At 62.8% G+C, this 22,437-nt stretch carries 27 protein-coding genes; 17 read left to right on the top strand and 10 right to left on the bottom strand.

Features of this window, described 5'->3' with window-relative positions; all coding sequences use genetic code 11:
• The first annotated feature begins 130 nt into the window (after positions 1–130).
• The 11 genes from WA904_RS18130 (at position 131) to WA904_RS18080 (ending at position 9,088) form a co-directional block, all read left to right on the top strand.
• Positions 131–751, top strand: coding sequence for a DUF502 domain-containing protein (locus tag WA904_RS18130; protein WP_425198523.1), 621 nt, complete (start codon positions 131–133; stop codon positions 749–751).
• Positions 752–805: 54 nt separating this feature from the next.
• Entirely contained in the window at positions 806–2,605 is a 1,800-nt protein-coding gene (gene aspS, locus WA904_RS18125; RefSeq protein ID WP_425198522.1) for an aspartate--tRNA ligase, read from the top strand.
• A 170-nt stretch (positions 2,606–2,775) separates the two neighbouring features.
• Positions 2,776–3,222 (top strand): dihydroneopterin triphosphate diphosphatase, encoded by a 447-nt coding sequence (nudB, locus tag WA904_RS18120; RefSeq protein ID WP_425198521.1) that lies wholly within the window; start codon positions 2,776–2,778, stop codon positions 3,220–3,222.
• 113 nt (positions 3,223–3,335) lie between these two features.
• Positions 3,336–4,595: a cardiolipin synthase ClsB gene (gene clsB / locus WA904_RS18115; protein WP_425198520.1), complete on the top strand. Its 1,260-nt coding sequence runs from the start codon at positions 3,336–3,338 to the stop codon at positions 4,593–4,595.
• A 121-nt stretch (positions 4,596–4,716) separates the two neighbouring features.
• Positions 4,717–5,448: a GTP cyclohydrolase I gene (gene folE / locus WA904_RS18110; RefSeq protein WP_425198519.1), complete on the top strand. Its 732-nt coding sequence runs from the start codon at positions 4,717–4,719 to the stop codon at positions 5,446–5,448.
• 8 nt (positions 5,449–5,456) lie between these two features.
• Positions 5,457–5,882 (top strand): BLUF domain-containing protein, encoded by a 426-nt coding sequence (locus WA904_RS18105; RefSeq protein WP_425198518.1) that lies wholly within the window; start codon positions 5,457–5,459, stop codon positions 5,880–5,882.
• A gap of 140 nt (positions 5,883–6,022) precedes the next feature.
• Entirely contained in the window at positions 6,023–6,904 is an 882-nt protein-coding gene (locus tag WA904_RS18100; protein WP_425198517.1) for an EamA family transporter, read from the top strand.
• A 15-nt stretch (positions 6,905–6,919) separates the two neighbouring features.
• The gene (locus WA904_RS18095; protein ID WP_425198516.1) at positions 6,920–7,753 is read left to right on the top strand and encodes a DUF429 domain-containing protein; all 834 of its coding nucleotides are present in this window, start codon (positions 6,920–6,922) and stop codon (positions 7,751–7,753) included.
• 95 nt (positions 7,754–7,848) lie between these two features.
• Positions 7,849–8,256, top strand: coding sequence for a thermonuclease family protein (locus WA904_RS18090; RefSeq protein ID WP_425198515.1), 408 nt, complete (start codon positions 7,849–7,851; stop codon positions 8,254–8,256).
• A gap of 135 nt (positions 8,257–8,391) precedes the next feature.
• The gene (locus tag WA904_RS18085; RefSeq protein WP_425198514.1) at positions 8,392–8,589 is read left to right on the top strand and encodes a CsbD family protein; all 198 of its coding nucleotides are present in this window, start codon (positions 8,392–8,394) and stop codon (positions 8,587–8,589) included.
• Positions 8,590–8,632: 43 nt separating this feature from the next.
• Positions 8,633–9,088 carry a BON domain-containing protein gene (locus WA904_RS18080; protein WP_425198513.1) on the top strand — a complete coding sequence of 152 codons (456 nt, stop codon included), beginning with the start codon at positions 8,633–8,635 and terminating at the stop codon, positions 9,086–9,088.
• A 198-nt stretch (positions 9,089–9,286) separates the two neighbouring features.
• Here the strand turns inward: WA904_RS18080 and WA904_RS18075 are convergent, their stop codons facing one another.
• From WA904_RS18075 to WA904_RS18050, 6 genes are all read right to left on the bottom strand, one after another.
• On the bottom strand, positions 9,287–9,601 hold the full coding sequence (locus tag WA904_RS18075; RefSeq protein WP_425198512.1) for a BON domain-containing protein: 315 nt from the start codon (positions 9,599–9,601) through the stop codon (positions 9,287–9,289).
• A 94-nt stretch (positions 9,602–9,695) separates the two neighbouring features.
• Positions 9,696–10,133, bottom strand: a complete 438-nt coding sequence (locus tag WA904_RS18070; protein WP_425198511.1) for a hypothetical protein — start codon at positions 10,131–10,133, stop codon at positions 9,696–9,698.
• 11 nt (positions 10,134–10,144) lie between these two features.
• On the bottom strand, positions 10,145–10,510 hold the full coding sequence (locus tag WA904_RS18065) for a hypothetical protein (protein ID WP_425198510.1): 366 nt from the start codon (positions 10,508–10,510) through the stop codon (positions 10,145–10,147).
• A 40-nt stretch (positions 10,511–10,550) separates the two neighbouring features.
• A complete protein-coding gene (locus tag WA904_RS18060) occupies positions 10,551–10,943 on the bottom strand; it encodes a hypothetical protein (RefSeq protein WP_425198509.1) in 393 nt (130 codons plus the stop codon).
• 72 nt (positions 10,944–11,015) lie between these two features.
• Positions 11,016–11,180 carry a DUF1328 domain-containing protein gene (locus WA904_RS18055; protein ID WP_348064572.1) on the bottom strand — a complete coding sequence of 55 codons (165 nt, stop codon included), beginning with the start codon at positions 11,178–11,180 and terminating at the stop codon, positions 11,016–11,018.
• A 197-nt stretch (positions 11,181–11,377) separates the two neighbouring features.
• A complete protein-coding gene (locus tag WA904_RS18050) occupies positions 11,378–12,718 on the bottom strand; it encodes a CHASE3 domain-containing protein (protein ID WP_425198508.1) in 1,341 nt (446 codons plus the stop codon).
• Positions 12,719–12,849: 131 nt separating this feature from the next.
• On the opposite strand from WA904_RS18050, the gene WA904_RS18045 reads away from it, so the two are divergent.
• Positions 12,850–13,482 carry a response regulator gene (locus tag WA904_RS18045; RefSeq protein WP_077593954.1) on the top strand — a complete coding sequence of 211 codons (633 nt, stop codon included), beginning with the start codon at positions 12,850–12,852 and terminating at the stop codon, positions 13,480–13,482.
• A gap of 21 nt (positions 13,483–13,503) precedes the next feature.
• Here WA904_RS18045 and WA904_RS18040 read toward each other — a convergent pair whose 3' ends face one another.
• Positions 13,504–13,902 (bottom strand): response regulator transcription factor, encoded by a 399-nt coding sequence (locus WA904_RS18040; RefSeq protein ID WP_425198507.1) that lies wholly within the window; start codon positions 13,900–13,902, stop codon positions 13,504–13,506.
• Between the two features lie 337 nt (positions 13,903–14,239).
• On the opposite strand from WA904_RS18040, the gene WA904_RS18035 reads away from it, so the two are divergent.
• Positions 14,240–16,249 carry an AsmA family protein gene (locus WA904_RS18035; RefSeq protein ID WP_425198506.1) on the top strand — a complete coding sequence of 670 codons (2,010 nt, stop codon included), beginning with the start codon at positions 14,240–14,242 and terminating at the stop codon, positions 16,247–16,249.
• A 3-nt stretch (positions 16,250–16,252) separates the two neighbouring features.
• Here WA904_RS18035 and WA904_RS18030 read toward each other — a convergent pair whose 3' ends face one another.
• The 3 genes from WA904_RS18030 to gpmA form a co-directional block, all read right to left on the bottom strand.
• Entirely contained in the window at positions 16,253–17,026 is a 774-nt protein-coding gene (locus WA904_RS18030; RefSeq protein WP_425198505.1) for a HesA/MoeB/ThiF family protein, read from the bottom strand.
• An 87-nt stretch (positions 17,027–17,113) separates the two neighbouring features.
• Entirely contained in the window at positions 17,114–18,550 is a 1,437-nt protein-coding gene (locus tag WA904_RS18025; protein WP_425198504.1) for a S41 family peptidase, read from the bottom strand.
• A 191-nt stretch (positions 18,551–18,741) separates the two neighbouring features.
• Positions 18,742–19,485, bottom strand: a complete 744-nt coding sequence (gene gpmA / locus WA904_RS18020) for a 2,3-diphosphoglycerate-dependent phosphoglycerate mutase (RefSeq protein WP_425198503.1) — start codon at positions 19,483–19,485, stop codon at positions 18,742–18,744.
• A 172-nt stretch (positions 19,486–19,657) separates the two neighbouring features.
• On the opposite strand from gpmA, the gene WA904_RS18015 reads away from it, so the two are divergent.
• The 4 genes from WA904_RS18015 to WA904_RS18000 all read left to right on the top strand — a co-directional run bounded on the left by WA904_RS18015 (position 19,658) and on the right by WA904_RS18000 (position 22,015).
• Complete coding sequence (locus tag WA904_RS18015; RefSeq protein WP_425198502.1) at positions 19,658–20,068, top strand: rhodanese-like domain-containing protein; 411 nt, start codon at positions 19,658–19,660, stop codon at positions 20,066–20,068.
• A gap of 43 nt (positions 20,069–20,111) precedes the next feature.
• The gene (gene grxC, locus WA904_RS18010; RefSeq protein WP_425198501.1) at positions 20,112–20,372 is read left to right on the top strand and encodes a glutaredoxin 3; all 261 of its coding nucleotides are present in this window, start codon (positions 20,112–20,114) and stop codon (positions 20,370–20,372) included.
• A gap of 100 nt (positions 20,373–20,472) precedes the next feature.
• A complete protein-coding gene (secB, locus tag WA904_RS18005; protein WP_425198500.1) occupies positions 20,473–20,940 on the top strand; it encodes a protein-export chaperone SecB in 468 nt (155 codons plus the stop codon).
• A gap of 40 nt (positions 20,941–20,980) precedes the next feature.
• Entirely contained in the window at positions 20,981–22,015 is a 1,035-nt protein-coding gene (locus WA904_RS18000) for an NAD(P)H-dependent glycerol-3-phosphate dehydrogenase (RefSeq protein WP_425198499.1), read from the top strand.
• Positions 22,016–22,437: the final 422 nt, after the last annotated feature.

Raw genomic sequence — 22,437 nt, 5'->3', positions numbered from 1 at the left:
GCGAAGCGCCTGCCGCCGCCCCGGCTGACGGCAAACCGGCCGAGACCGCTGCCAAGCCCGCGGCTACGCCAGCGCCTGCTGCATCGGCAACGCCGGCGGGCGGCTCCAGCTCCACCCCCAAGGCGAGCTGATGGGCGCCATACGCCGCTGGCTGCTGGCTGGTCTGCTGGTGCTGGTGCCGCTGGCCGTCACCGTGTGGCTGCTCAACTGGATCATCAGCACGCTGGACCAGACCCTGCAAATCCTGCCCGGCGCCTGGCAGCCGGACACCTTGCTGGGCTTTCACATTCCGGGCTTCGGCGTGTTGCTGGCGCTGGCCATCGTGCTGTCAATAGGCGCTGTCGCCACCAATTTTTTCGGCAAGAAGCTGGTGCGCTGGTGGGATGCGCTGCTTAGCCGCATTCCCATCGTCCGGTCGATTTATTCGAGCGTCAAGCAGGTCTCGGACACCCTCTTTTCGGAAAATGGCAATGCCTTCCGCAAGGCGCTGCTGGTGCAGTGGCCGCGCGAAGGCGTCTGGACCATTGCATTCCAGACCGGCATGCCCGGCGGGGATGTCGCCAACCACCTGCAGGGCGAGTACCTGAGTGTTTATGTTCCGACCACGCCCAACCCCACGGGCGGCTACTTTGTCATGCTCAGGAAGGCCGATTGCATCGAGCTCAAAATGAGTGTTGACGAAGCCTTGACCTATGTGATCTCCATGGGTGTGGTGGTGCCCGGCAGCGCTGCCAACTACAAACCGAAATAACCAAGTACCCCGTACTGCGGCGCGCAGGCGCCTACAAGCACAAGCGATTTATTTATGACTTCCCAAATGCGTTCCCACTATTGCGGCCTGGTCACCGAAGCCCTGCTGGATCAAACCGTGAGCCTGTGTGGCTGGGTCAATCGCCGGCGTGACCACGGCGGCGTGATTTTCATCGACCTGCGCGACCGCGAGGGTTATGTGCAGGTGGTGTGCGATCCTGACCGTGCCGACATGTTCACCACGGCCGAAGGCGTGCGCAATGAGTTCTGTGTGCAGATCAAGGGCCTTGTCCGGGCGCGTCCGGAAGGCACGGTCAACGAGGCGCTGAAAAGCGGCAAGATCGAAGTGCTGTGCCATGAGCTGATCGTGCTGAACCCCAGCGTGACGCCACCGTTCCAGCTCGACGACGACAACCTGTCCGAAACGACACGCCTGACACACCGTGTGCTCGACCTGCGCCGCCCCTACATGCAGAACAACCTGATGCTGCGTTACCGCGTGGCGATGGAAACCCGCAAGTTTCTCGATGCCAACGGTTTCATCGACATCGAAACCCCCATGCTGACCAAGAGCACGCCCGAAGGCGCGCGCGACTACCTGGTGCCCAGCCGCGTCAACGAAGGCATGTTCTTCGCACTGCCGCAAAGCCCACAGCTGTTCAAGCAGCTGCTGATGGTCGCCGGCTTCGACCGTTACTACCAGATCACCAAGTGTTTCCGTGACGAAGACCTGCGCGCCGACCGCCAGCCCGAATTCACGCAGATCGATATCGAAACGTCCTTCATGGGCGAGCAGGACATCCGCGACATGTTCCAGGGCATGATCAGCAACATCTTCAAGACCGTGCTGGCCACCGACCTCGGCGAGTTCCCGGTGATGACCTATGCCGACGCCATGCACCGCTTCGGCTCCGACAAGCCCGACCTGCGTGTCAGCCTGGAGTTCACGGAGCTGACCGATGTCATGGCCGATGTGGACTTCAAGGTCTTCAGCGCGCCGGCCACGACGCCGGGCGGCCGCGTGGTTGCGCTGCGCGTGCCGGGCGGCTCCGAGTTGAGCCGCGGCGAGATCGACGGCTACACCGAGTTCGTGAAGATTTACGGTGCCAAGGGCCTGGCCTGGATCAAGGTCAACGACGTCACCAAGGGCCGCGAAGGCCTGCAAAGCCCCATCGTCAAGAACATCCATGACGCAGCGGTGGCCGAAATCCTCAAGCGTACGGCTGCGCAGAATGGCGACATCATTTTCTTCGGCGCGGACAAGGCCAAGGTCGTCAACGACAGCATTGGCGCGCTGCGCCTGAAGATTGGCCTGAGCGCTTTCGGCAAGAAGACCGGCATCTTCACCGCCGGCTGGAAGCCGCTGTGGGTGGTGGACTTTCCGATGTTCGAACACGACGAAGAGAACAACCGCTGGAGCGCGGTGCATCATCCGTTCACCGCGCCCAAGGACGGCCATGAAGACTGGATGGACACCGACCCCGGCCGCTGCATCGCCAAGGCCTACGACATGGTGCTCAACGGCTGGGAGCTGGGCGGCGGCTCGGTGCGTATCCACCGTGCCGATGTGCAGAGCAAGGTCTTCAATGCACTGAAGATCGGCCCCGAGGAAGCACAGGAGAAATTCGGCTTCCTCCTCGACGCGCTGCAGTACGGCGCGCCTCCGCACGGCGGCCTGGCCTTTGGCCTGGACCGCATCGTGACCATGATGACGGGCGCCGAGTCGATTCGCGACGTGATTGCCTTCCCCAAGACCCAGCGCGCGCAGTGCCTGCTCACACACGCCCCCAGCCCGGTCGACGAGAAGCAATTGCGCGAACTGCACATTCGCCTGCGCAATCCCCAGCCAGTCTGAATGTGGCCCCCACGGTCGCTCACTGCGTGTAGCTCCCTGCCCCCCGAGGGGGCCGCTGCGCCTGCGGCCCGGCAAAGCCGGTTCCGCGGCCCCTGCTTGAAGCGCTGCGCCTGCGGCGTTGGTAAAGCCGGTCCGTGGCGGAGCAGATGCTTCTGAGTGCTTGAGGAGCCATGACTCCCTTCAAGATTCCGGAATCGGTACTCGTCGTCATTCACACTCCGGCGCTGGAGGTGTTGCTCATCGAGCGCGCCGACCACCCCGGTTTCTGGCAGAGCGTGACGGGTTCCAAGGACACTCTGGACGAGCCACTGGCCGAGGCGGCCGTGCGCGAAGTAATGGAGGAAACCGGCATTCTGGCCAGTCCGCAGGACCTGCGTGATTGGTCGCTGGCCAATGTCTACGACATTTATCCGGCTTACCGGCATCGCTATGCCCCGGAGGTGGCGCGCAACACCGAACATGTGTTCAGCCTGTGTGTGCCATCCGCGGTGCCGGTGACGCTCAGTGCGCGCGAGCATTCGGCCTGGCAGTGGCTGCCGTGGCTGGCCGCCGCCGACCTTTGTTATTCCTCCTCGAATGCCGAGGCTATTTTGCTGCTGCCACAATTCGTGACATAAAGGGAAAGGCGGACGCTCCTTGCACGCCCTACAGTAGGCTGACGGGCATGCGCGGGCCGGCAGCCGGCGCTTGGGCTCGAGGCCCGTCTTTCCACGGAGACCCTTCACGCCCCATGCCTTTGCTTACCACCCAACACGCGCTGCAGCTGCTGCAGGGCGGGCAGGCCTTGTTCCCCGCGATGATCAGGGCGCTGGATGAGGCTGTTGTCTGGGTACAGCTGGAAACCTATATTTTTGATTTTCACGGCGGCGGGGAGGAGCTTGCCCAAGCCTTGCTGCGTGCGGCACAGCGCGGCGTGCTGGTCCAGGTGCTGGTAGATGGCATCGGCACCGACTCGCCCAGCACCGAATGGCAGGCCCGCTTTGCCGAGGCAGGCGTGCATTGGCGGGAATACGCGCCGCTGGGCCGGGGCCGCTTTGCCGCGCTCGGCCTGCTGGTGCCCGAACGCTGGCGCCGCCTGCACCGCAAGCTCTGCGTCGTCGACGAGCAGACCGTTTTTTGCGGCGGCATCAACATCCTTGATGACTTCTACGATCCCAACCACGGCGACCTGACGGCGCCGCGTTTCGATTTTGCGGTGGCAGTCACCGGTCCGCTGGCAGCGGAAGCATCGGACGCCATGGCGCTGCTCTGGTGGCGTGTGGAGGCTGGCTACAGCGCACGCCAGCGCCACCTCAGTGCCGCCTGGGAGGCTGTCAAGGCGGCCGGCTACGGCGGTCGCAGCGGCACTGACCGCAAAGGCCGTCCGCTGCCATTTCGCTCCGGGCGTGCAACGGACGCGCCGGCATCCGTGTCCGGCGCCAGGGCTGCGCTGGTGCTGCGTGACAACCTGTTCCATCGCAGCAGCATCGAACGCGCCTACCGCAGGGCCATAGGCCAGGCCCGCGAGGAAATCATCATTGCCAACGCCTACTTCGTGCCCGGCGGCAAGTTGCGCCGGGCGCTGGTCCGCGCTGCCCGGCGCGGCGTCAAGGTGACGCTGCTGCTGCAGGGCCGCTACGAATACTTCATGCAGTACCATGCGGCGCGGCCGGTGTACGGCGCGCTGCTGGCGGCGGGCATCGAGATCCATGAATACGGTGCCGGCTTCCTGCACTCCAAGGTGGCGGTGATTGATGGGCACTGGGCCACGGTGGGTTCGTCCAACCTGGACCCGCTGAGCCTGCTTCTCGCGCGCGAGGCCAACGTCGTGGTGGATGACCGGGCTTTTGCGCTGGACCTCCACCAGCGCCTGCTGCGGGCCATGGCCGGCGAGGGCCGGCGCCTGGACCCGGCCGTCTACAGCCGGCGGCCCCTGCGCCAGCGTGTGCTGGACTATATGGCCTACGCCCTGATGCGCCTGGCCCTGCTGGTGGCGGGGCAGCGTTATTGAATCGATCAGGATTCGCTCCTGAATTCATAGCTGTCCGCGCCCACGTATCAAGGGCTGGAAGCCTAAAACCTGTGCAAAAAAGGGGCATGGCTGTTTTTGGGCGGGCTGGTAACATCTGGCCATGCTTATGAAATCCAATACGCCTGAAACTCCGCTGCCTGCTGACGAGGGAACGCCGGTCTCCGTCAGGATCCGCGAGCGCCTTGCATTGGCAAAAAAACGCTTCAATGCCAACGACAACATCGCCGAGTTCATCCAGCCGGGCGAGCTGGAAAAGCTGCTCGACGAGGTCGAAGGCAAGATGAAGGACGTGCTGGACAGCCTGGTGATCGACACCGAGACCGACCACAACACCCAGAACACCGCGCGCCGCGTTGCCAAGATGTACCTCAACGAGGTCTTCAAGGGACGTTATGTGGCCGGCCCCACCATCACCGAGTTTCCCAACGCCGAGCGCCTCAACGAACTGATCATCGTCGGGCCGATCACGGTGCGCAGCGCCTGCTCGCACCATTTCTGCCCGGTGATCGGGCAGCTCTGGATCGGCGTGATGCCCAACGAGCACACCAATGTCATCGGCCTGTCCAAATATGCCCGCCTGGCCGAGTGGATCATGGGCCGCCCGCAGATCCAGGAAGAAGCCGTGGTGCAACTGGCCGACCTGATTCAGGAAAAAACCCGGCCCGATGGCCTGGCGATTGTCATGGAGGCCAGCCACTATTGCATGGGCTGGCGCGGCGTGAAGGACCTGGACAGCAAGATGATCAATTCCGTCATGCGCGGCGTTTTCCTCAAGGATCCCAACCTGCGCCGCGAGTTTTTATCCCTCATTCCCAAAAAGAGCAGTAACTAAGGACAGATATGTTGGTACGCCTTCTTTACGCCAGCCGTTCGGCCAATCCCGCTTCCAGCGAAGTCACCGAGGCCATCCTGGCCCAGTCGCGCAGCCACAACCCGGCCATGGGCATCACCGGCATCCTGTGCTACGGCGGCGGCATTTTCCTGCAGGCCCTCGAGGGTGGCCGCGACCAGGTCAGCGACCTGTATGGCCACATCCAGAAAGACCCGCGCCACAAGAACGTGGTGTTGCTGCACTACGAGGAAATCACCGAGCGCCGCTTTGGCGGCTGGACCATGGGCCAGGTCAACGTGGCCAAGGTCAATGCGTCCATCCTGCTGAAGTACTCGGAAAAAGCCGAACTCGACCCCTACGCCGTTTCCGGCAAAGTGTCTCTGGCCCTGCTGGAAGACCTGATGGCCACGGCCGCCATCTGCGGAAGGACTTGAGCCCCCACGCTCCGCCGCTGCGCGGGTCGCTGCCCCCCGGGGGGGCGCTGCGCCTTGCGGCCAGCGGAGCCGGACCGCGGCCCTGGCTGGTAAAGACACGCGACCTTCCCGCGAGACGCGTCTTTTTGCCGGATTGACCGGTGCCGCTTTCCGCCCTTGCGCTGATCATTCTTGCCGGCCTGATTCACGCCAGCTGGAACATTGCCGCCAAAAAGGCGGGGGGCGATGCCCGCTTTGCCTTTTTCACCAGCGTGGTGATGATGTTGATCTGGGCGCCGGTCGGCCTGTGGGCCAGCTGGGGCGTGTTGCCCGGCTGGGGCTGGGCCGAGTCGACCGTTGTCACGGTCAGCGGCGTGTTGCATGTGCTGTATTACGTGGTCCTGCTGCGCGGCTACCGCAAAGCCGACCTGACCGTGGTTTACCCGCTGGCGCGCGGCTCCGGGCCGCTGCTGTCCTCGCTGGTGGCGATCACCCTTCTGGGCGAACAGATTTCCGCCATGGGTGTGGCGGGTATTGCCGGTGTGGTGGGCGGCGTGTTTTTGATTGCGGGTGGGCCTGGCCTGCTGCGTGCGGCGCACGACCCGGCGCAGCGTCGTCGCGTGCACAAAGGCATGGCTTACGGCCTGCTCACAGGTGCCTTCATTGCCAGCTACACCGTGGTGGACGGGTACGGTGTGCGCTTCCTGCTGATGTCGCCCATCCTTGTTGACTACCTCGGCAATTTTGTGCGGGTGGCTTTGCTCGCGCCGGCTGTCCTGCGCGACAGGCCGGCCGCAGCCACGCTGTGGCGCCAGCAGTGGAAGTACGCGCTGATGGTCGGCGCCATCAGCCCGGTCTCCTATGTGCTGGTGCTGTATGCCATGCAGGTGGCGCCGCTCTCGCATGTAGCGCCGGCGCGTGAAGTGTCCATGCTGTTTGCTGCGCTGATCGGCGGGCATTTGCTCTGCGAGGGCGACCGCCTGCAGCGGCTTCTGGGCGCTGTCCTGATTGCGGCAGGCGTGATGGCGCTGGCGCTGGGCTGACCGCAAAATACCTGCATGCCCCCTGAAACGCCTTTACTGGTCGGATGCGATTTTTCCAGCGCCCCCACACGCAGGAAACCCATTGTCCTGGCCTGCGGTACCAGCAAAAAGGGGCGCGTCCAGCTGGCGAAACTGGAGCGCTTCGAATCGCTGGACACTTTTGAGGTTTGGCTCCACCAGCCTGCCGGCTGGCTGGGTGCTTTTGATTTCCCGTTCGGCCTGCCGCGCGAGCTGGTGGAGCATCTTGGCTGGCCCGCTGCCTGGCCCGCGCTGATGGTGCATTACGCCGCGCTGAGCCGCGCCGACATCCGGCAGGCCTTTGCCGCGTTTTGCGATGCGCGCCCCACCGGCGCGAAGTTTGCCCATCGCGCCACCGACAGGCCGGCCGGTTCCAGCCCGTCGATGAAATGGATCAACCCACCCGTGGCCTACATGCTGCACGCAGGCGCACCCCGCTTGCTTGCTGCCGGTGTGCACTTGCCGGGTTTGCACGATGGCGACCTGTCGCGCATTGCGCTCGAGGGCTACCCCGGCCTGCTGGCGCGCGAAATCCTCGGCCGGCGGCCCTACAAAAGTGATGACCGGCTCAAGCAGACACCGGACCGGCTGATCGCCCGCAAGGACCTGATCACCGCGCTGGAGATGGGCCAGACCCGCCTGGGCCTGCGCCTGAAGCTCAGCCATGCCCAGCGCGACACGCTGGTGGACGATGCCAGCGGCGACAGCCTGGATGCGGTGCTCTGCCTGATGCAGGCCGCGTGGGCACAGGCGCAGCACGAGCAGGGTGCCCGCTGTTACGGCCTGCCCGAGGACCTGGATCCGCTTGAGGGATGGATTGTCAGCGCATGAAAAAAGTAGCTGACGGGGTCACTATCGTCTGGATTCAGTTCGCTATATTTTTGATAGCTGTCTGCGCTTGCCCGGTATGGGCAGAGAGCGGAAAAGTGACACATGTCACCGATGGCGACACGCTCTGGGTCCAGCTCGCCGGAGGCGGCAAGCCGGTGAAAATCCGCATCGACGCTATCGATGCGCCCGAAATTTGCCAGACTGGGGGCCGGGCCGCGCGTGCTGCCCTGGCCAGCCGGGTGGCGCGGCGCACGGTGACCGTGGCCGTCCTGCGCCACGACGATTACGGCCGCGCCGTTGCGAACGTTCAGATCGGTACTGAAGATATTGGCGGCTGGATGGTTGGCCAAGGCCACGCCTGGTCCTACCACTATGGCCGCGAGGGCGGGCCGTACCTGAAGCTGCAAGGCCGGGCTCAGCTTGCGGGGCTGGGCCTGTTCGCTGATCCGCAGGCGCTTCCGCCGCGCCTTTTCCGCAAACGCAACGGATCCTGCCATTCCTGAGTCCGCTGGGCTGAAATGCCTGGCGTCCTACACGGAAATACGAAGGTGCCGACGGGCCGCTCCAGATCGCCCTCCCTACAGTGAATGACGGCTGGCATCAAGACCAGCCGCATTACATCCAAAAGGAAAAGCATCATGAACAAGCATCAAGTTGAAGGCCGCATGGACCAGGCCACCGGCAAGGCAAAAGAAGTTGCGGGCCGTGTTGTGGGCAATGAAAAACTGGAAACCGAAGGTCTGTCCGACCAGGTCAAGGGCAAAACCCAGGCGGGTTACGGTGACGCCAAGGAAAACCTCAAGGACAGCGCCAGGAAGGCGATCGACAAGATCTGAGCGTTGCGCTGCCGACACCCATTTCAAAGCAAGGAGAGCCTCCATGAAAACCACACAACTCCCGGCCGGCCGGCCGTTTCTGGCGCTGGCCTGCTCCGCTACCGTGCTGCTGGCCCTGACGGCCTGCAACAAGCAGGACGACGGAAAAACCGTCGGCCAGTCCATTGATTCCGGCATTGCCAAAACAGAGCAGGCCGCCAAGGATGCTGGCAACGCCATGAAAGATGCCTCCAAAGACGCTCAAGCTGCAGGCAGTCAGGCCGGCGCGAGTGTGGGCGAGAAGATCGACGACGTTGCCATCACCGCCAAGGTGTCGGGCAGCCTGGCCAAGGACCCCGACCTCAGCGCCATCAAGATCAATGTCGACACCAAGGATGGCGTGGTGACCTTGAATGGCCCGGCACCCACCGCTGCGGCGAAAGACAAGGCCACGGCCATTGCCAGGCAAGTGCAGGGTGTGACCTCGGTCAACAACCAGCTGATGGTGACACCCGGTTGACCAGCGGTTCATCGATCTGAGCGTGTCATTGCTGCTGGCCCCGAGGGCTGCAGCAGTGACTTTTTTTTGCCCACTTTACCGGAAGAAGAGGTGGCTGTATCTGCTGCGCCCCAGGCAAACGGGGCCCGGCTTTTCCGAAGCCGGACCCCGTGAGCGAGCAATCAGACTGGCGGAGCCAGCCTTCACACCTGAAAAGGTTCAGGGACGAACGACGATGTCGTTGCGGACAGCGCGGACGTTCTTGGTGTCACGTGCAATGGTCTCAGCTTGCGCTTTTTCCGCAGCCGATTTGGCAAAGCCGGAAAGCTGCACGGTGCCGTTCAGCGTTTCAACACTGATGGCGGTGGCGGCCACCGTCTTGTCTGCCGCAAACTTGGCTTTCACGGCCGTGGTGATGGCGGCGTCGTCGACGTAGGAGCCAGCAGTTTCCTGACCCCGGGTAACGGCACAGCCGGCGCTGATGATGGTGATGCCGGCCAGGGCGGCAAATGCAAGTGCGCGAGCGTATTTCATGATTTTTCCTTGAAGTTGGTAACTGTGGTTTGGTGCTGAGAGTTGCGAAGCTGGCCGACTGACGGCACCACGCCGGTCGGTTTGCGTATGGAATTCATGGATGGCGCTTCCGTTTTCTGCCCGGTGACAGCATGGACTGGACGGCACCGGATATTTCCGATGACTTGAGTGCGGCCAGCAGCAAACCTGTGACCGAGATCAGGCGCCAGGGCCGCAGTACCACTGCCGCCGCTCCAATGCCGGCAGAGATTCCCAGGAGCCTGAGTGGCTGGTGTTCGGCGTAGGTCTGGAGCACGGGCTTGGCGAAATCGACCGCCAGGCGCGCCGGATGGCCATGCCACCAGGCGCTTGCCGCCTGCTTGGCCAAAGTCCAGGTTCCGGCCGATGTGTCTATGGTTTGCCCCTCCGCGCCGGCAACCCCGGCGTCGTTGGCGAAGCCGTCATCTTCCGGTGCTTCAAGGCCCATCTGGCGCACGATCGCCTGGCGGCTATTCGCCAGCCGTTGCTGGGCGGTGAGATGTTGGTTGTTCATTGCTGCAGGCCTCAGACGACCATACGCAAGGCCTGCGCGTCGCGATCAATCTGGGCTTTGACATCGGCGAAACTGTTGCTGCGCAGGGGTACCCGTGCCTTGAGGGCTGCGGCCACCGCCAGCACGAGCATGAGCGCCGGTACAGCCAAGAGCACCCAGTGGAATTGCTGCAAGAGCACACCGAGCATCAAGGCGACACCGGCGAGCATGAAAAAGGCGAGGCCCAACATGGCTGCCAGCGCCCAGGCGAGGCTGCGCCGCAGCAATTCCACGCCGGCTTCCGAGGCCTCTTCACGAATCAATGCGGCATAACCGGAAACGTGGTCCACCAGAAGGTCTGGCCGCCGGACAAGAACGGAAAACAGCGGGTGCAACATGGGCCTTGGCGTTGTCAGGTCGTGGGAAGCGGGCGCCAGCTCAGTGGCCGTCGCGATGCCGGAGCGAAGCCACCAGCAGCGCCACCGCGGCACCCACGGCAGCAGCGATCAGAACGGACTTGACCGGCTCGTTGGCAACATAACGGGTGGTTGCATCCGCGTAGCGATGCATGGACCGTTGCGCGCGTTCGCTGGCTTCAGAGGCCATGTCCAGGCTTTGGCGTGCCAGCTTTTGAGCCTGGCTGGCCAGCTTGTCGACCAGCGGGTCGATGCTGCCGCGCAGGTTGCGTACCTTGTCCTCTGCACGATCCAGGGTGTCATTGGCCAGGGCACGGGTGTTGCTCATGGCTTTGTCGGCGCCATTCAACAGCTGGTCCGAGAGGTGGCTTGCGCCGGACAGGGCTTCGTGGGTGCTGGAAAGCGGATTTTTCATTTCATGGTCCTTTGAAAGAGGGGAAAACGTGAAGTCGGCGGCGCTGTGGCTGAGTGGACCGGGGGTGCGAATTCAGTTTCTTTTCATCAGGCCAACCACAAAGCTGACGACAGCCATGACGGCAAAGATGAAAAAGAGGATCTTGGCAATTTCGACGGCGCCAGCGGCGATGCCGCCAAAGCCGAACACGGCTGCAATTAATGCAATCACGAGGAACACAACGGAATAGTGCAGCATGTGAATCTCCTTGCAGGGCAGTGCCCCTGGTTGCGGCGCTCGCAATTGAAACACCTGCAGCAAGGTTAGGCGGAGGTAACGTCCGTGTTCATCGGTGAGGGCCGGATGCCCTTGTCGGTCGGTATGGCCACGCGCTGTAGGACGTCACCGACCGTTTTTTTTGTCGGCGCTGCAGGACGCAGCGCGCCGCTTCGGCGTTAAAGCTTCTTGGGAAGCACGGCCGAGATGCGAGTGCCCTCGCCGGGACGCGATGTAATGGTCAGGCGCCCACCTGCCGCTTCGACACGGTGTTTCATGCCGGCCAGGCCGTGGCTGGAGCCCTTGATCTGCGTAGTGTCGAAGCCGACGCCGTCATCCTTGACCTCGACCGTGATATAGCCCTCAAAACCATGCAGGCTGATTTCCGCCTGGCGGGCTTCGGCGTATTTGCTCATGTTGGTCAGCGATTCCTGCACCAGCCGGTAAACCGTGAGTTGTGCCGAGCCGCCGAGTTCGACCGTTTCGAGGTCGGTGGTCACGTCCAGGCCCGACCGGTCTTCAAACTCCCGCGCCAGGATTTCCAGTGAAGCAACCAGCCCGAGATGCGACAGCGAGGATGGCCGCAGGTCTTCCACAATCCGCCGTTTCAGGGCGATGCCGCTGTTCAGTGTCTCGATCAGGTGCTGCATGCGCTCAGCCGCTTCCGGCGAAATGGCACCCAGCCGCGACTTGATGCGCGCGACATCGAGTTTGGCGGCCGTCAGCAATGCCCCCAGTTCATCGTGCAGCTCGCGTGCCAGATGGCCACGTTCATCTTCCCGCACCTGCTGCAGATGGGTTGCCAGCTCGGCCAGGGTGGCGGTGCGGTCCCGCACCTCCTTGTCCAGCTGGTCGCGTTCGCGCAGCAGGGCTTCCTGTTCACGCTTGCCAGCCTCCAGCAGGGCCCGCGTCTGGCGCAGATACATGTAAAACGCCAGCAGCCCGGCCAGCGCCATCAGCGCGATGCCGATGCGCGAGAGGTGCAGCGAGCGGACGATCTGGGCCTGGGCCGTCCCCATCTTGTTGTTGCTGGCAACAATGAGTTTGCCGATCTGGCCGCGGATGGCGTTCATCTGGTCCATGCCCACATCGGTGGTCAGCACGAACTTCCACGCTTCTTCATTGCCCTGCTTGCGCATGCGGACGCTCAGGTCCATTTCGGCGAGTTTGCGCGACACGCTGCGCGACAGGAGAGCGAACTCGGCCAGTTCCTCGGGATAGGCAGTGTAGTGCCGGCGCAAGGTGTCCAGGGTCTGGTTGATCTCGGCGGTGGCCACGTCGTAAGGTTCCAGGTACTTGGGGTCTCCCGTCAGCAGGTAACCCCTTTGCCCGGTTTCAGCGTCCAGCATGTGCTGCAGCAGCAGGTTGACAGCCCCCCGAGTCGCCTGCGATTCTTCAATGCGGGTGACGGCCTGGGTGGACAGGCGAAAACCGGCTTCATTGATGAAAATCAAAATGGCCGCCGCCAGCACCGCCAGGGGCAGGCTGATCGCCATTTTGGGTATTGCAAACCATCTCATCCTGATCTCCGGTCGTATTGATCAATAATTCGTGAATAATCGCTAATGAAAATATAAGCCCGTAATTGCGCGAGGCTATGTTGCTGCATTGTGCCGCCTGGCGAATGCGGACCTTACAAAGAGGACCTGAAATGATCAAAATCGGAATTGTGGATGACCATGCCATCGTGCGCTCCGGACTCAAACAGTTCTTCTCGGATCAAGTCGATTTGCGCGTGGTGGGTGAAGCTGCAAGCGGCCGTGAAGCCATTGACCTAGTACGCAACGTCGAGCTGGACATTCTGGTCATGGATCTCTCCATGCCCGGCCAGAGCGGCATCGATGCACTGGCCATGATTCGCGCGAAAGCGCCTGATGTCGGCATCCTGATTCTCAGTGGCTATCCGGAGGAGCATTACGCGGTCAACCTGATTCGCCAGGGAGCCAGCGGGTACCTGAACAAGGAATGCGATCCCATGGAAATCGTCAACGCGATCCGTGTTATTTCACTGGGCAAACGCTACATCACGCCGGCGGTGGCCGAGTTGCTGGCACAGCAGCTGAACCGGAAAAATGACGCAACGCCGCATGAGCAGCTCTCCGAGCGCGAATTTCAGGTGTTCCTGAAGCTTGCCAAGGGGGAAACAGCGGGCGACATTGCGAAGGCCTTGTCCCTGAGCGTCAAGACCGTGAGTACCTACCGCACCCGGGTGATGGAAAAAATGAGCTTGGCTTCCAACAGCGACCTGACGTACTACGCCCTGAAAAACAAGCTGATCGATTGAGAATCCGCCTGCGGGCCCTCCTTACTTCAGGGCGTGGCCCGCGCTGATCGACCCGGATTGCGCAATGCAATATTCGATCAGCGCATCTATTTCGTTGGATTTGTCAAAAACCGCGTCCACGCCAAGCTGGGCGCAGCGTTTGCGGATGTCCACCGTCGCGTAGTTGCTCAGCACAATGACCTTCTGGTGCGGCTGGCGGTTGCGGCAGGCTTCCAGCACGCCCAGGCCGCTGCCCTGCTTGAGAAACAGGTCCACGATCGCCAGGTCCCATGCATGGCCGGCCTGGAGCAGCCAGGCCTTGCCTTCATTTTCCGTTTCCGCCGTACCAACCGCATCAATACCAGCCAGCTCTTCCAGTGTGGCCATCAGGTTGTCGCGGATTGTTGCGTTGTCTTCGACAATATAAGTTTTTAATCCCACTGAGCTTCAATCCAGGTCTGCAATCACGGGTCCTGCAGCCTTGACAAATGGTTACGCTGGCCGGAAATGCCGGACAAATCTATCTGTTAACTAATGTATCAATCTTTGCTGAACAATTTTGACAGGCTCACGGGAGCTTGCATGTAGGAAGTTGCCTACAGCCTGACTGTAGGCTGGCACTGACAGTTACAGATGGCTGTTGCCCACGGTCAATCCCCGATAACCGGCAGATACTTGATCGCTGGCCGGGCCATCCATAGCATCATTTTTTTCCTGGCCAACATCTCAGGCATCGGGCCTTTCCCGGTCTTCCCATTCCTGATCACATGCTGGCCGTATGACCCGTTTCACCCATGCCGTTTTCACTTTTCGCCCGGCCAGGGGCGGACGGCTCGTGGCAGGGGTGCTGCTGTTGCTGCTGGTTGCCGTCACCCTTGCGCTGGTTTTTTTTCCGTGGGACCTGATGCGCGGGCCGCTGAACCGCTATGTCAGCGAGCAGACGGGGCGGCAGTTCGAAATCACCCGCCGGCTGGAGGTCAAATTGGGGCGAACCACCCGCGTGCTGGCTGACGGCATCGAGTTTGCCAACCCTTCCTGGGCGCGCGATCCTTACCTTGTCAAGGCGGAAGCCGCAGAAATCCAGGTCCGTCTCTGGCCCCTGCTTTTCGGTCGCGTGGAGCTGCCCGTGGTCAGCCTGCGCAAGCCTCAGCTCGGGCTGCAAATGGAAGCTGACGGGCGCCGCACCTGGGCGCTGGGCAAGGACACCTCCGACGAAAGCAGCGTTCCCCTGATAGGCCAGCTGCTGGTGGACGAGGGCACCCTCAACTATCTGGCGACTGCGCGCGGTGCCGACATCAGCGCCGATTTTGCGCTGGTTGCGGAAGATTCTTCCGCGTTGCCGCTGAGCTACAAGGCGCGCGGCAAGTGGAAGGGCGAACCTTTTACCGCGCAGGGCCGAGCGGGCGGCGTTTTGCAGCTCAGTGCCGATGCCACCGGAAGCTTTCCGCTGGAGATCACCGCGACCGCCGGGCGCACCCGGCTCAAGGCCAGCGGGTCCATCACCAATCTGGCGGAGATTGCCGGCATGGATGCCCAGTTCCAGCTGGAAGGGCAAAGTCTGGAAGACCTGTACAAGCTCGTGGGTGTGGTGCTGCCGGGAACACCGTCCTACAGGCTCCAGGGCCGACTCGGCAAACAGGGTCTGCTGTGGTCTGTCAAACAGATCAAGGGCGTGCTCGGCAAGTCCGACCTGAGCGGGGATCTGGCCTTTGACCGCTCCAGGGCGGTGCCCGTGCTGACCGGGAAAGTGCAGTCCCGTGTGCTCGATTTCGAGGACCTGGGACCTATGGTGGGCCAGGCTTCCAGCAACGTTCCGAAGGACATGACAAAAGCCGCGGCGCCGGCTACGCCAAAAACCAGCCGCCGTGCCGGCAGGGTGCTGCCCGATACCAAACTCGATTTTGCGCGCCTGAAAGCAATGGATGCAGACGTCCAGTACAGCGCCGCCGATATCCGGCATGTCAAGGCCTTGCCGCTGGACAGCATGACTGCACACATCCTGCTGCGCAAGGGCGTGCTTGAGCTCGAGCCCTTGAAGCTGGGTGTGGCAGGCGGCCAACTGGCCGGGCGCCTGGCGATCGACAGCAACACTTCGCCATCCAGCATCGAAACCCGGCTGGATGCCCGCGCCATCCAGCTCAACCAGCTGTTTCCCACCATCGAAACCACCAAAAGCAGCCTGGGCCGGATCAGCGGCCAAGTGGACCTGAAAGGCCAGGGCAGTTCCACCGCGCAGATGCTGGCCTCTTCTTCGGGGAACGTCGCTTTCCTGATGGGCAACGGCGAAATCAGCAACATCCTGCTGGAGTTCATGGGCCTAGATGGCGGCGAGGTCATCAAGTTTCTGGTGCGCGGCGATCGAAATGTCCGGCTGCGCTGCGCGGCGGCATCGTTTGAGGTCCGGCAAGGCCTGATGACCAGCCGCGCGATCGTGCTGGACACGACGGATACGGTCGTCGATGGCCGGGGCCAGATCAACCTGGCCGATGAAACGCTGGATCTGGTGCTCTATCCTTCTCCCAAGGATGGCAGCATCCTGAGCTTTCGCTCTCCCCTGAAGATAGTCGGGACTTTTGGTGCACCGACAGCCGGCCCTGACAAGGGGGCGCTGGCGGGCCGCGCGGGCATTGCCCTGGCGCTGGCTGCCATCAATCCCTTGCTGGCGCTGGCTGCCACGATTGAAACCGGGCCCGGCCAGGACGCCAACTGCAGCCAGGTGCTCAAGCAGGCCGCGGCAGCGGCATCCAAAGCGACCAGCCCGGGCGCGGTGCCGGCAGCCACCAAATAGCGGTCAGTCGGCGCTGGCTGCCGAAGGGCGTGTAACGCCGCAAACCCGGCAGCCCGGATGGCGCTGCACGCGGATTTCGTTCCACGCCATCGCGCGCCCGTCCAGCATCAACAGGCGCCCGGCCAGTGGCGCACCCACGCCGCACAGCAGTTTGAGTGCTTCGGCGGCCTGCATGCTGCCGATGATGCCGACCAGCGGCGCAAACACGCCCATGGTCGCGCAATCAGCCTCTTCGGGTGCCGCGTCCTCGGGGAAGACACAGGCATAGCAGGGCGCCTGCGGCTGCCGCGTGTCAAAGACCGACACCTGTCCGTCAAAACGCAGGGCGGCGCCGGAAACCAGTGGTTTGTGATGTTTGACGCTTGCGCGATTGATGGCGTGGCGGGTGGCAAAGTTGTCGGTGCAGTCGAGCACCACGTCCGCCTGCCGGACCAGATCGTCAAGCAGGGCATCGTCAGCACGCCGGGTGACGGCAATCACCTGCACGTCGGGGTTGATTTCGCCGATGGCTTGTGCGATGGACTCTGCCTTGAACTGCCCCAGCCGGGCCAGCGTGTGGGCGATCTGGCGCTGAAGATTGGTGGCTTCCACGCGGTCATGATCCACCACGGTGATCTGGCCCACACCGGCACTGCCCAAGTACAGGGCGGCTGCTGAGCCCAGCCCGCCGGCTCCGACCAGCAGAACTTTGGAGGCCAGCAGCCGGTTCTGTCCTTCAACCCCCAGCTCATCGAGCAGGATGTGGCGGGAGTAGCGCAGCAGCTGGGTGTCGTTCATGAGGACGGGAGCGGGCCGGACCGGGCTGTGCGCAGCCTGTCCGTCCAGCCAGGGCTGGTCAGGCAGGCTGCAGAAAGCCGGCCCAGGTCAGTTTTCTTTCTTCTCTTCCTTGCGCTCGACCATGGTCTTGCTGACCATCACGGGGCGGCCCTTGAGCTGGTTGATGGCTTGCGCCAGCTGGAAGTCCTTGTCACTGCCGAACTCGGGCGGGCGGCGCTGCTCAGGACTCTTCCTGGATTCTTCTTCCAGGCGCTTGAGCGCTTCCTCGCGGGCCTTCTCACGGCCCGGGTCTTTCACCTCGGCACCCTGGCCGCTGGCGAGGTGTTTTTCCAGATCGGCTTCGCGTGTGCGCAGGGCCGCAAACGGGCTGCCCTCGAGCGTTTCGTCCACCATGACGTCAGGCAGGATGCCTTTGGCCTGGATGGACTTGCCGCTGGGCGTGAAATACCGCGCGGTGGTGAGCTTCAGGCCGGTATCCGGACCGAGGGGGCGGACTGTCTGTACCGAGCCCTTGCCGAAAGTCTGGTTGCCCATGATGGTCGCGCGTTTGTAGTCCTGCAGCGCGCCAGCGACAATTTCGCTGGCCGAGGCCGAGCCTTCGTTGACCAGCACCACCAGCGGCACGTTCTTGACGGCTGCGGGCAGGCGCTTGAGCGGATCGGCGGCATTGCGGCGCTGGTAGAACTCGGGCGAGGCCTTGTAGGTGAACTTGCTTTCCGCCAGCTGGCCGTTGGTGGACACCACGGTCACGTTTTCCGGCAAAAAGGCTGCCGACACGGCAACGGCGGCGTCCAGCAGGCCGCCCGGGTCGTTGCGCAGGTCCAGCACCAGCCCCTTGAGGTTGGGCTCCTGCTTGTAAATCTGCTCGAGTTTGGCGACGAAATCATCGACCGTGCGTTCCTGGAACTGGCTCAGGCGGATCCAGGCGTAACCCGGCTCGATGACCTTGCTGCGCACCGATTGCGTGCGGATTTCCTCGCGCGTGATGGTCACCGGGAAGGTGCGGTTCTCGTCCTTGCGGAAGATCATCAGCACAACCTTGGTCCTCGGTTCGCCGCGCATTTTCTTGACGGCTTCGTTCAGGCTCAGGCCCTTGACCGCGGTGTCGTCGATTTTGGTGATCAGGTCGTTGGGCTTGAGGCCGGCGCGGTCGGCGGGTGAACCTTCGATCGGCGAGACCACCTTGACCAGGCCGTCTTCCTGGGCAATTTCAATGCCGACGCCGACAAAACGGCCGCTGGTGCCTTCGCGGAATTCCTTGAAGGACTTCTTGTCGAAATAAACCGAATGCGGGTCCAGGCTGGCCACCATGCCCGAGATCGCGTCAGTGATGAGTTTTTTCTCGTCAACAGGCTCCACATAGTCGGTTTTGACCATGCCGAACACCGCGGCCAGCTGTTGCAGCTCTTCCAGTGGCAGGGGCGTGAGTCCACCCCGTGCAACCGCCTGCAGCTGCACAGTCGTCAGCGCACCGGCTACAGCGCCGATGGAAATCCAGCCTGCTATCTTGAGTTTCTGACCCATAAACACCTTCATTCGCCCTGTATCCGGGCAGTTGTCACAGAATTTAAAACAATATACACCTTGGAGAAAGGCCCTTGGCAACAGTTCCCGCCCCACGTACGCCGGGGAGCGACCGAAGGCAAAAATGTTTCAAAAACTCCCATGCTTTTACCCGCGCTTGACGCAGTTTCGACCTGGACGGCCCGGCTGGGTCAGGCTTTGCCCTGGGCTGCCACGGTCGCTTCGGCTTTGGCCACGGTCTCGCTGTCCCCGAGATAGTAGTGGCGCAGCGGTTTGAGGCCGGCGTCGAGCTCATAAACCAGCGGAATGCCGTTCGGGATGTTCAGGCCGACGATGTCCTGGTCCGCAATGTTGTCGAGGTATTTCACCAGGGCGCGGATGGAGTTGCCGTGCGCGGCTACCGCAATGCGCTTGCCGGCCAGGATGGCAGGTGCCATGGACTCGTTCCAGAAGGGCAGTACACGCGCCACGGTGTCTTTCAGGCATTCGGTTAGCGGCACTTCGCCGGGCTTCAGTCTGGCGTAGCGCGGGTCGTCACGTTCGCAGCGTGGATCGTTGGGCTCCAGCGGCGGGGGCGGCACGTCATAGCTGCGGCGCCAGATCAGGACCTGCTCGTCGCCGTATTTTTTGGCGGTTTCTGCCTTGTTCAGGCCCTGCAGGGCGCCATAGTGCCGCTCGTTGAGGCGCCAGCTGTGAACCACCGGCAGCCAGGTGCGGTCCATCTCGTCGAGCGTGTGCCACAACGTACGGGTGGCGCGCTTGAGCACGCTGGTGTAAGCCAGGTCGAAGTCATAACCTTCGTTCTTGAGCAGCCTGCCGGCGTTGACGGCCTGCTGCACGCCGGTGGCGGTCAGGTCCACGTCGGTCCAGCCGGTGAATCGGTTGTCCAGGTTCCAGGTGGATTCGCCGTGGCGGATAAGCACAAGTTTGTACATGGTGTGGGGTAGCTTCGTGAAGTTGGAAAAGGGCGAACCCCGGCAGGGCGTCCGGGGCGAAAAAAGTGTCCAAAAGGGTGGGTAAAGACTGCGGCCGGCGTCGGGGAAAGCCGGCAGCGCTCCCCGCATTCTAAAATCACTCCTTAATTGCAAAACCCAAGAAGGACTTACAGTGAAATTTTTCATCGACAACTGGATGCTGATCGCCATTGCGCTGGCATCCGGCGGCATGCTGCTCTGGCCCCTGATCTCCAGTGGCATGGCGGCCGGTTCGCTGAGCGCCGCCGGCGCTGTGCAACTGATCAATCGCGACAAGGCCGTGGTCATCGATGTCTGCGAGGCCACGGAATTTGCCGCGGGCCATGTGGTCGGCGCCAAAAACCTGCCGCTCGGGCAATTCGAGGAGAAACTGCCCACCACGGTGAAAAACAAGGCGCTCCCGCTGATCCTGGTGTGTGCCTCCGGCGCGCGCGCCAGCCGGGCGCTGGCCATCGCCAAAAAGCTCGGCTACGAGCAGGCCCAATGCCTGTCGGGCGGGCTGAAATCGTGGAAAGAGGCTAACCTTCCCATTGAAAAGGCCTGAAAGCCTTCCTTCTGCTGCCTGTTGAACCGACCCGGAGATTTCGATGTCCCCTGTGAAGATGTACCTGACCGCTTCCTGTCCCTACTGCATTCAGGCCAAGCAGTTGCTCAAACAGCGTGGCGTCGTCGAGATCGAGGAAATACGTGTCGACATGCAGCCGGCCGAACGTCTGAAAATGATGGAAATCACCGGCCGCCGGACCGTGCCCCAGATCTTCATCGGCGACACCCATGTGGGCGGTTGCGATGACCTGATGGCGCTGGACGGCCGCGGTGGCCTGCTGCCTTTGCTGGCCGCGGCCTGACGGTCGGGGTCCGTCCCCGGGCCGGATGGTCAAACTGGGATAATGTCCTGCGCCTGCTGTCTCAGCAGGCTTTCATTTTTAAAGCAATCGAAAGATCCTCATGGCCGAAGCCAACCTCGAACCCGTATTCCAGATCCAGCGCGTTTACCTGAAAGACGTGTCGCTGGAGCAACCCAACTCGCCCGAGATCCTGCTTAACCAGGAGCAGCCTGCGGTCGATATCCAGCTTGGCGTCGAGGCGACACCGATCACCGACGGGCTCTACGAAGTCAGCGTGACCGCCACCGTGCACACCAAGATCGAAGACAAGACCGTGTTCATGGTTGAAGCCAAGCAGGCCGGCATTTTCGAGATCCGCAACATGCCGGCCGAGCAACTCAATGCGGTGCTGGGCATTGCCTGCCCGCAGATCGTCTACCCCTACCTGCGCGGCAATGTGGCCGACGTGATCCAGCGCGGCGGTTTTCCGCCCGTCAACCTGGCCGAAATCAACTTCCAGGCCATGTTCGAGCAGCAGCAGGCTGCGGCAACCTCGGCGGCCCAGGAAGCGCCGCAAATCATCGTTTAAGGGCGACTTTGTTTCGTCGGCCGCAGGCAGCTTCACCGCCATGAAAATTGCCGTCATCGGCGCGGGTGCCTGGGGGACTGCGCTGGCCATCAACGCTGCCGGCGCAGCCGGCACGTCCTTGCCGCGGCATCAGATCACCTTGTGGGTGCGCGATGCCGGGCAGTTGTCGGCGATGCAGGCGCAGAGGGTCAACAGCCGGTACCTGCCCGGCATTGCCCTGCCGGATGCGTTGCTGCTGGCCGGTGGCTCCGACGCCTCGCTGGACGCCCTGCTGGGGCGCCACCATGACCTGATCGTCATCGCCACACCGATTGCGGCCTTGCGCGGCATGTTGCAGCGCATGCAGCATCTCAAGGCGCCCGTGGCCTGGCTCTGCAAGGGCTTCGAGGCCCCGGTGCAGGACTTGAAGCCTTTTGGGCTTCTGGCCCATGAAATACGGGCGCAGGCAGCTATTAATTTGAGAGCGGGCGCGCTCAGCGGCCCCAGCTTTGCGCAGGAGGTGGCGCGCGGCCAGCCGACCGCGCTGGTGGCCGCCAGCGAACACGCCGAGGTGCGCGAGGCGCTGGTGACGGCTTTCCATGGCCCCACGCTGCGGGTCTATGCCAATGACGACATCGTCGGGGTCGAGGTCGGCGGCGCGGTCAAGAACGTTCTGGCGATTGCCACCGGCCTGTGCGACGGCCTGAACCTGGGGCTCAATGCCCGCGCTGCGCTGATTACCCGCGGCCTGGCCGAAATGACGCGCCTGGGTCTGGCGTTGGGTGCGCGGCCGGAAACCTTCACCGGCCTGTCGGGCCTGGGGGACCTGGTGCTCACGGCCACCGGCGACCTGAGCCGTAACCGCAAGGTCGGCCTGCTGCTGGCGCAAGGCCAGAGCCTGGAGCAGGCCGTGCAATCACTGGGCCATGTCGCCGAAGGCGTTTATTGCGCCCGCACGGTGGTGCAGCGCGCACAGGGGCTCGGTGTCGAGATGCCGATTTCCGAAGCGGTGGTTGCCTTGTTGGATGGCCAGGTCCGGCCGGCTGAAGCGGTGGCGGCGCTGATGGGGCGGGATCCGGCGGCCGAGCTGCATTAAGCCTTTTTCGGCTCCAGCCCTTATGTTGCGGGCGTGAGTGGCTATTTAAACGATAGCAAATTGTCATCCCAGGCTTGATCCGGGATCCCATGGTTGTTGACTGCCGGCGTTGTTCTGGCTGCTGTCGTGTGCCGGCAAGCCGGGGGTTGCCCGGCGGCAACTCACTTTTCTTTTGCGTCGCCAAAAGAAAAGTAAGCCAAAGAAAAGGCGACCCGATGGTCTGGGTCCTCTGCGCTGCGCTCCGGGGCAGCCTGCGGTGCTCGCCGAAAGCGGGGTCGAGCTCGAACTCGCCTTCGGCTCAGACAATCGCTCGCCCTGATCCGTTTTCGGCTGCGCTCCTCGGCCCAGCCCGACGGGTGGGGGAAATGAATCGGGATCGGATGCGGATGCGGGGAGCCATGACGCGCGATGCGCGTCATGGC

Source organism: Polaromonas sp. (genome assembly GCF_049790275.1).
Taxonomy (GTDB): Bacteria; Pseudomonadota; Gammaproteobacteria; order Burkholderiales; family Burkholderiaceae_C; genus Polaromonas.
This window is presented reverse-complemented; position numbering and strand designations above follow the sequence as displayed.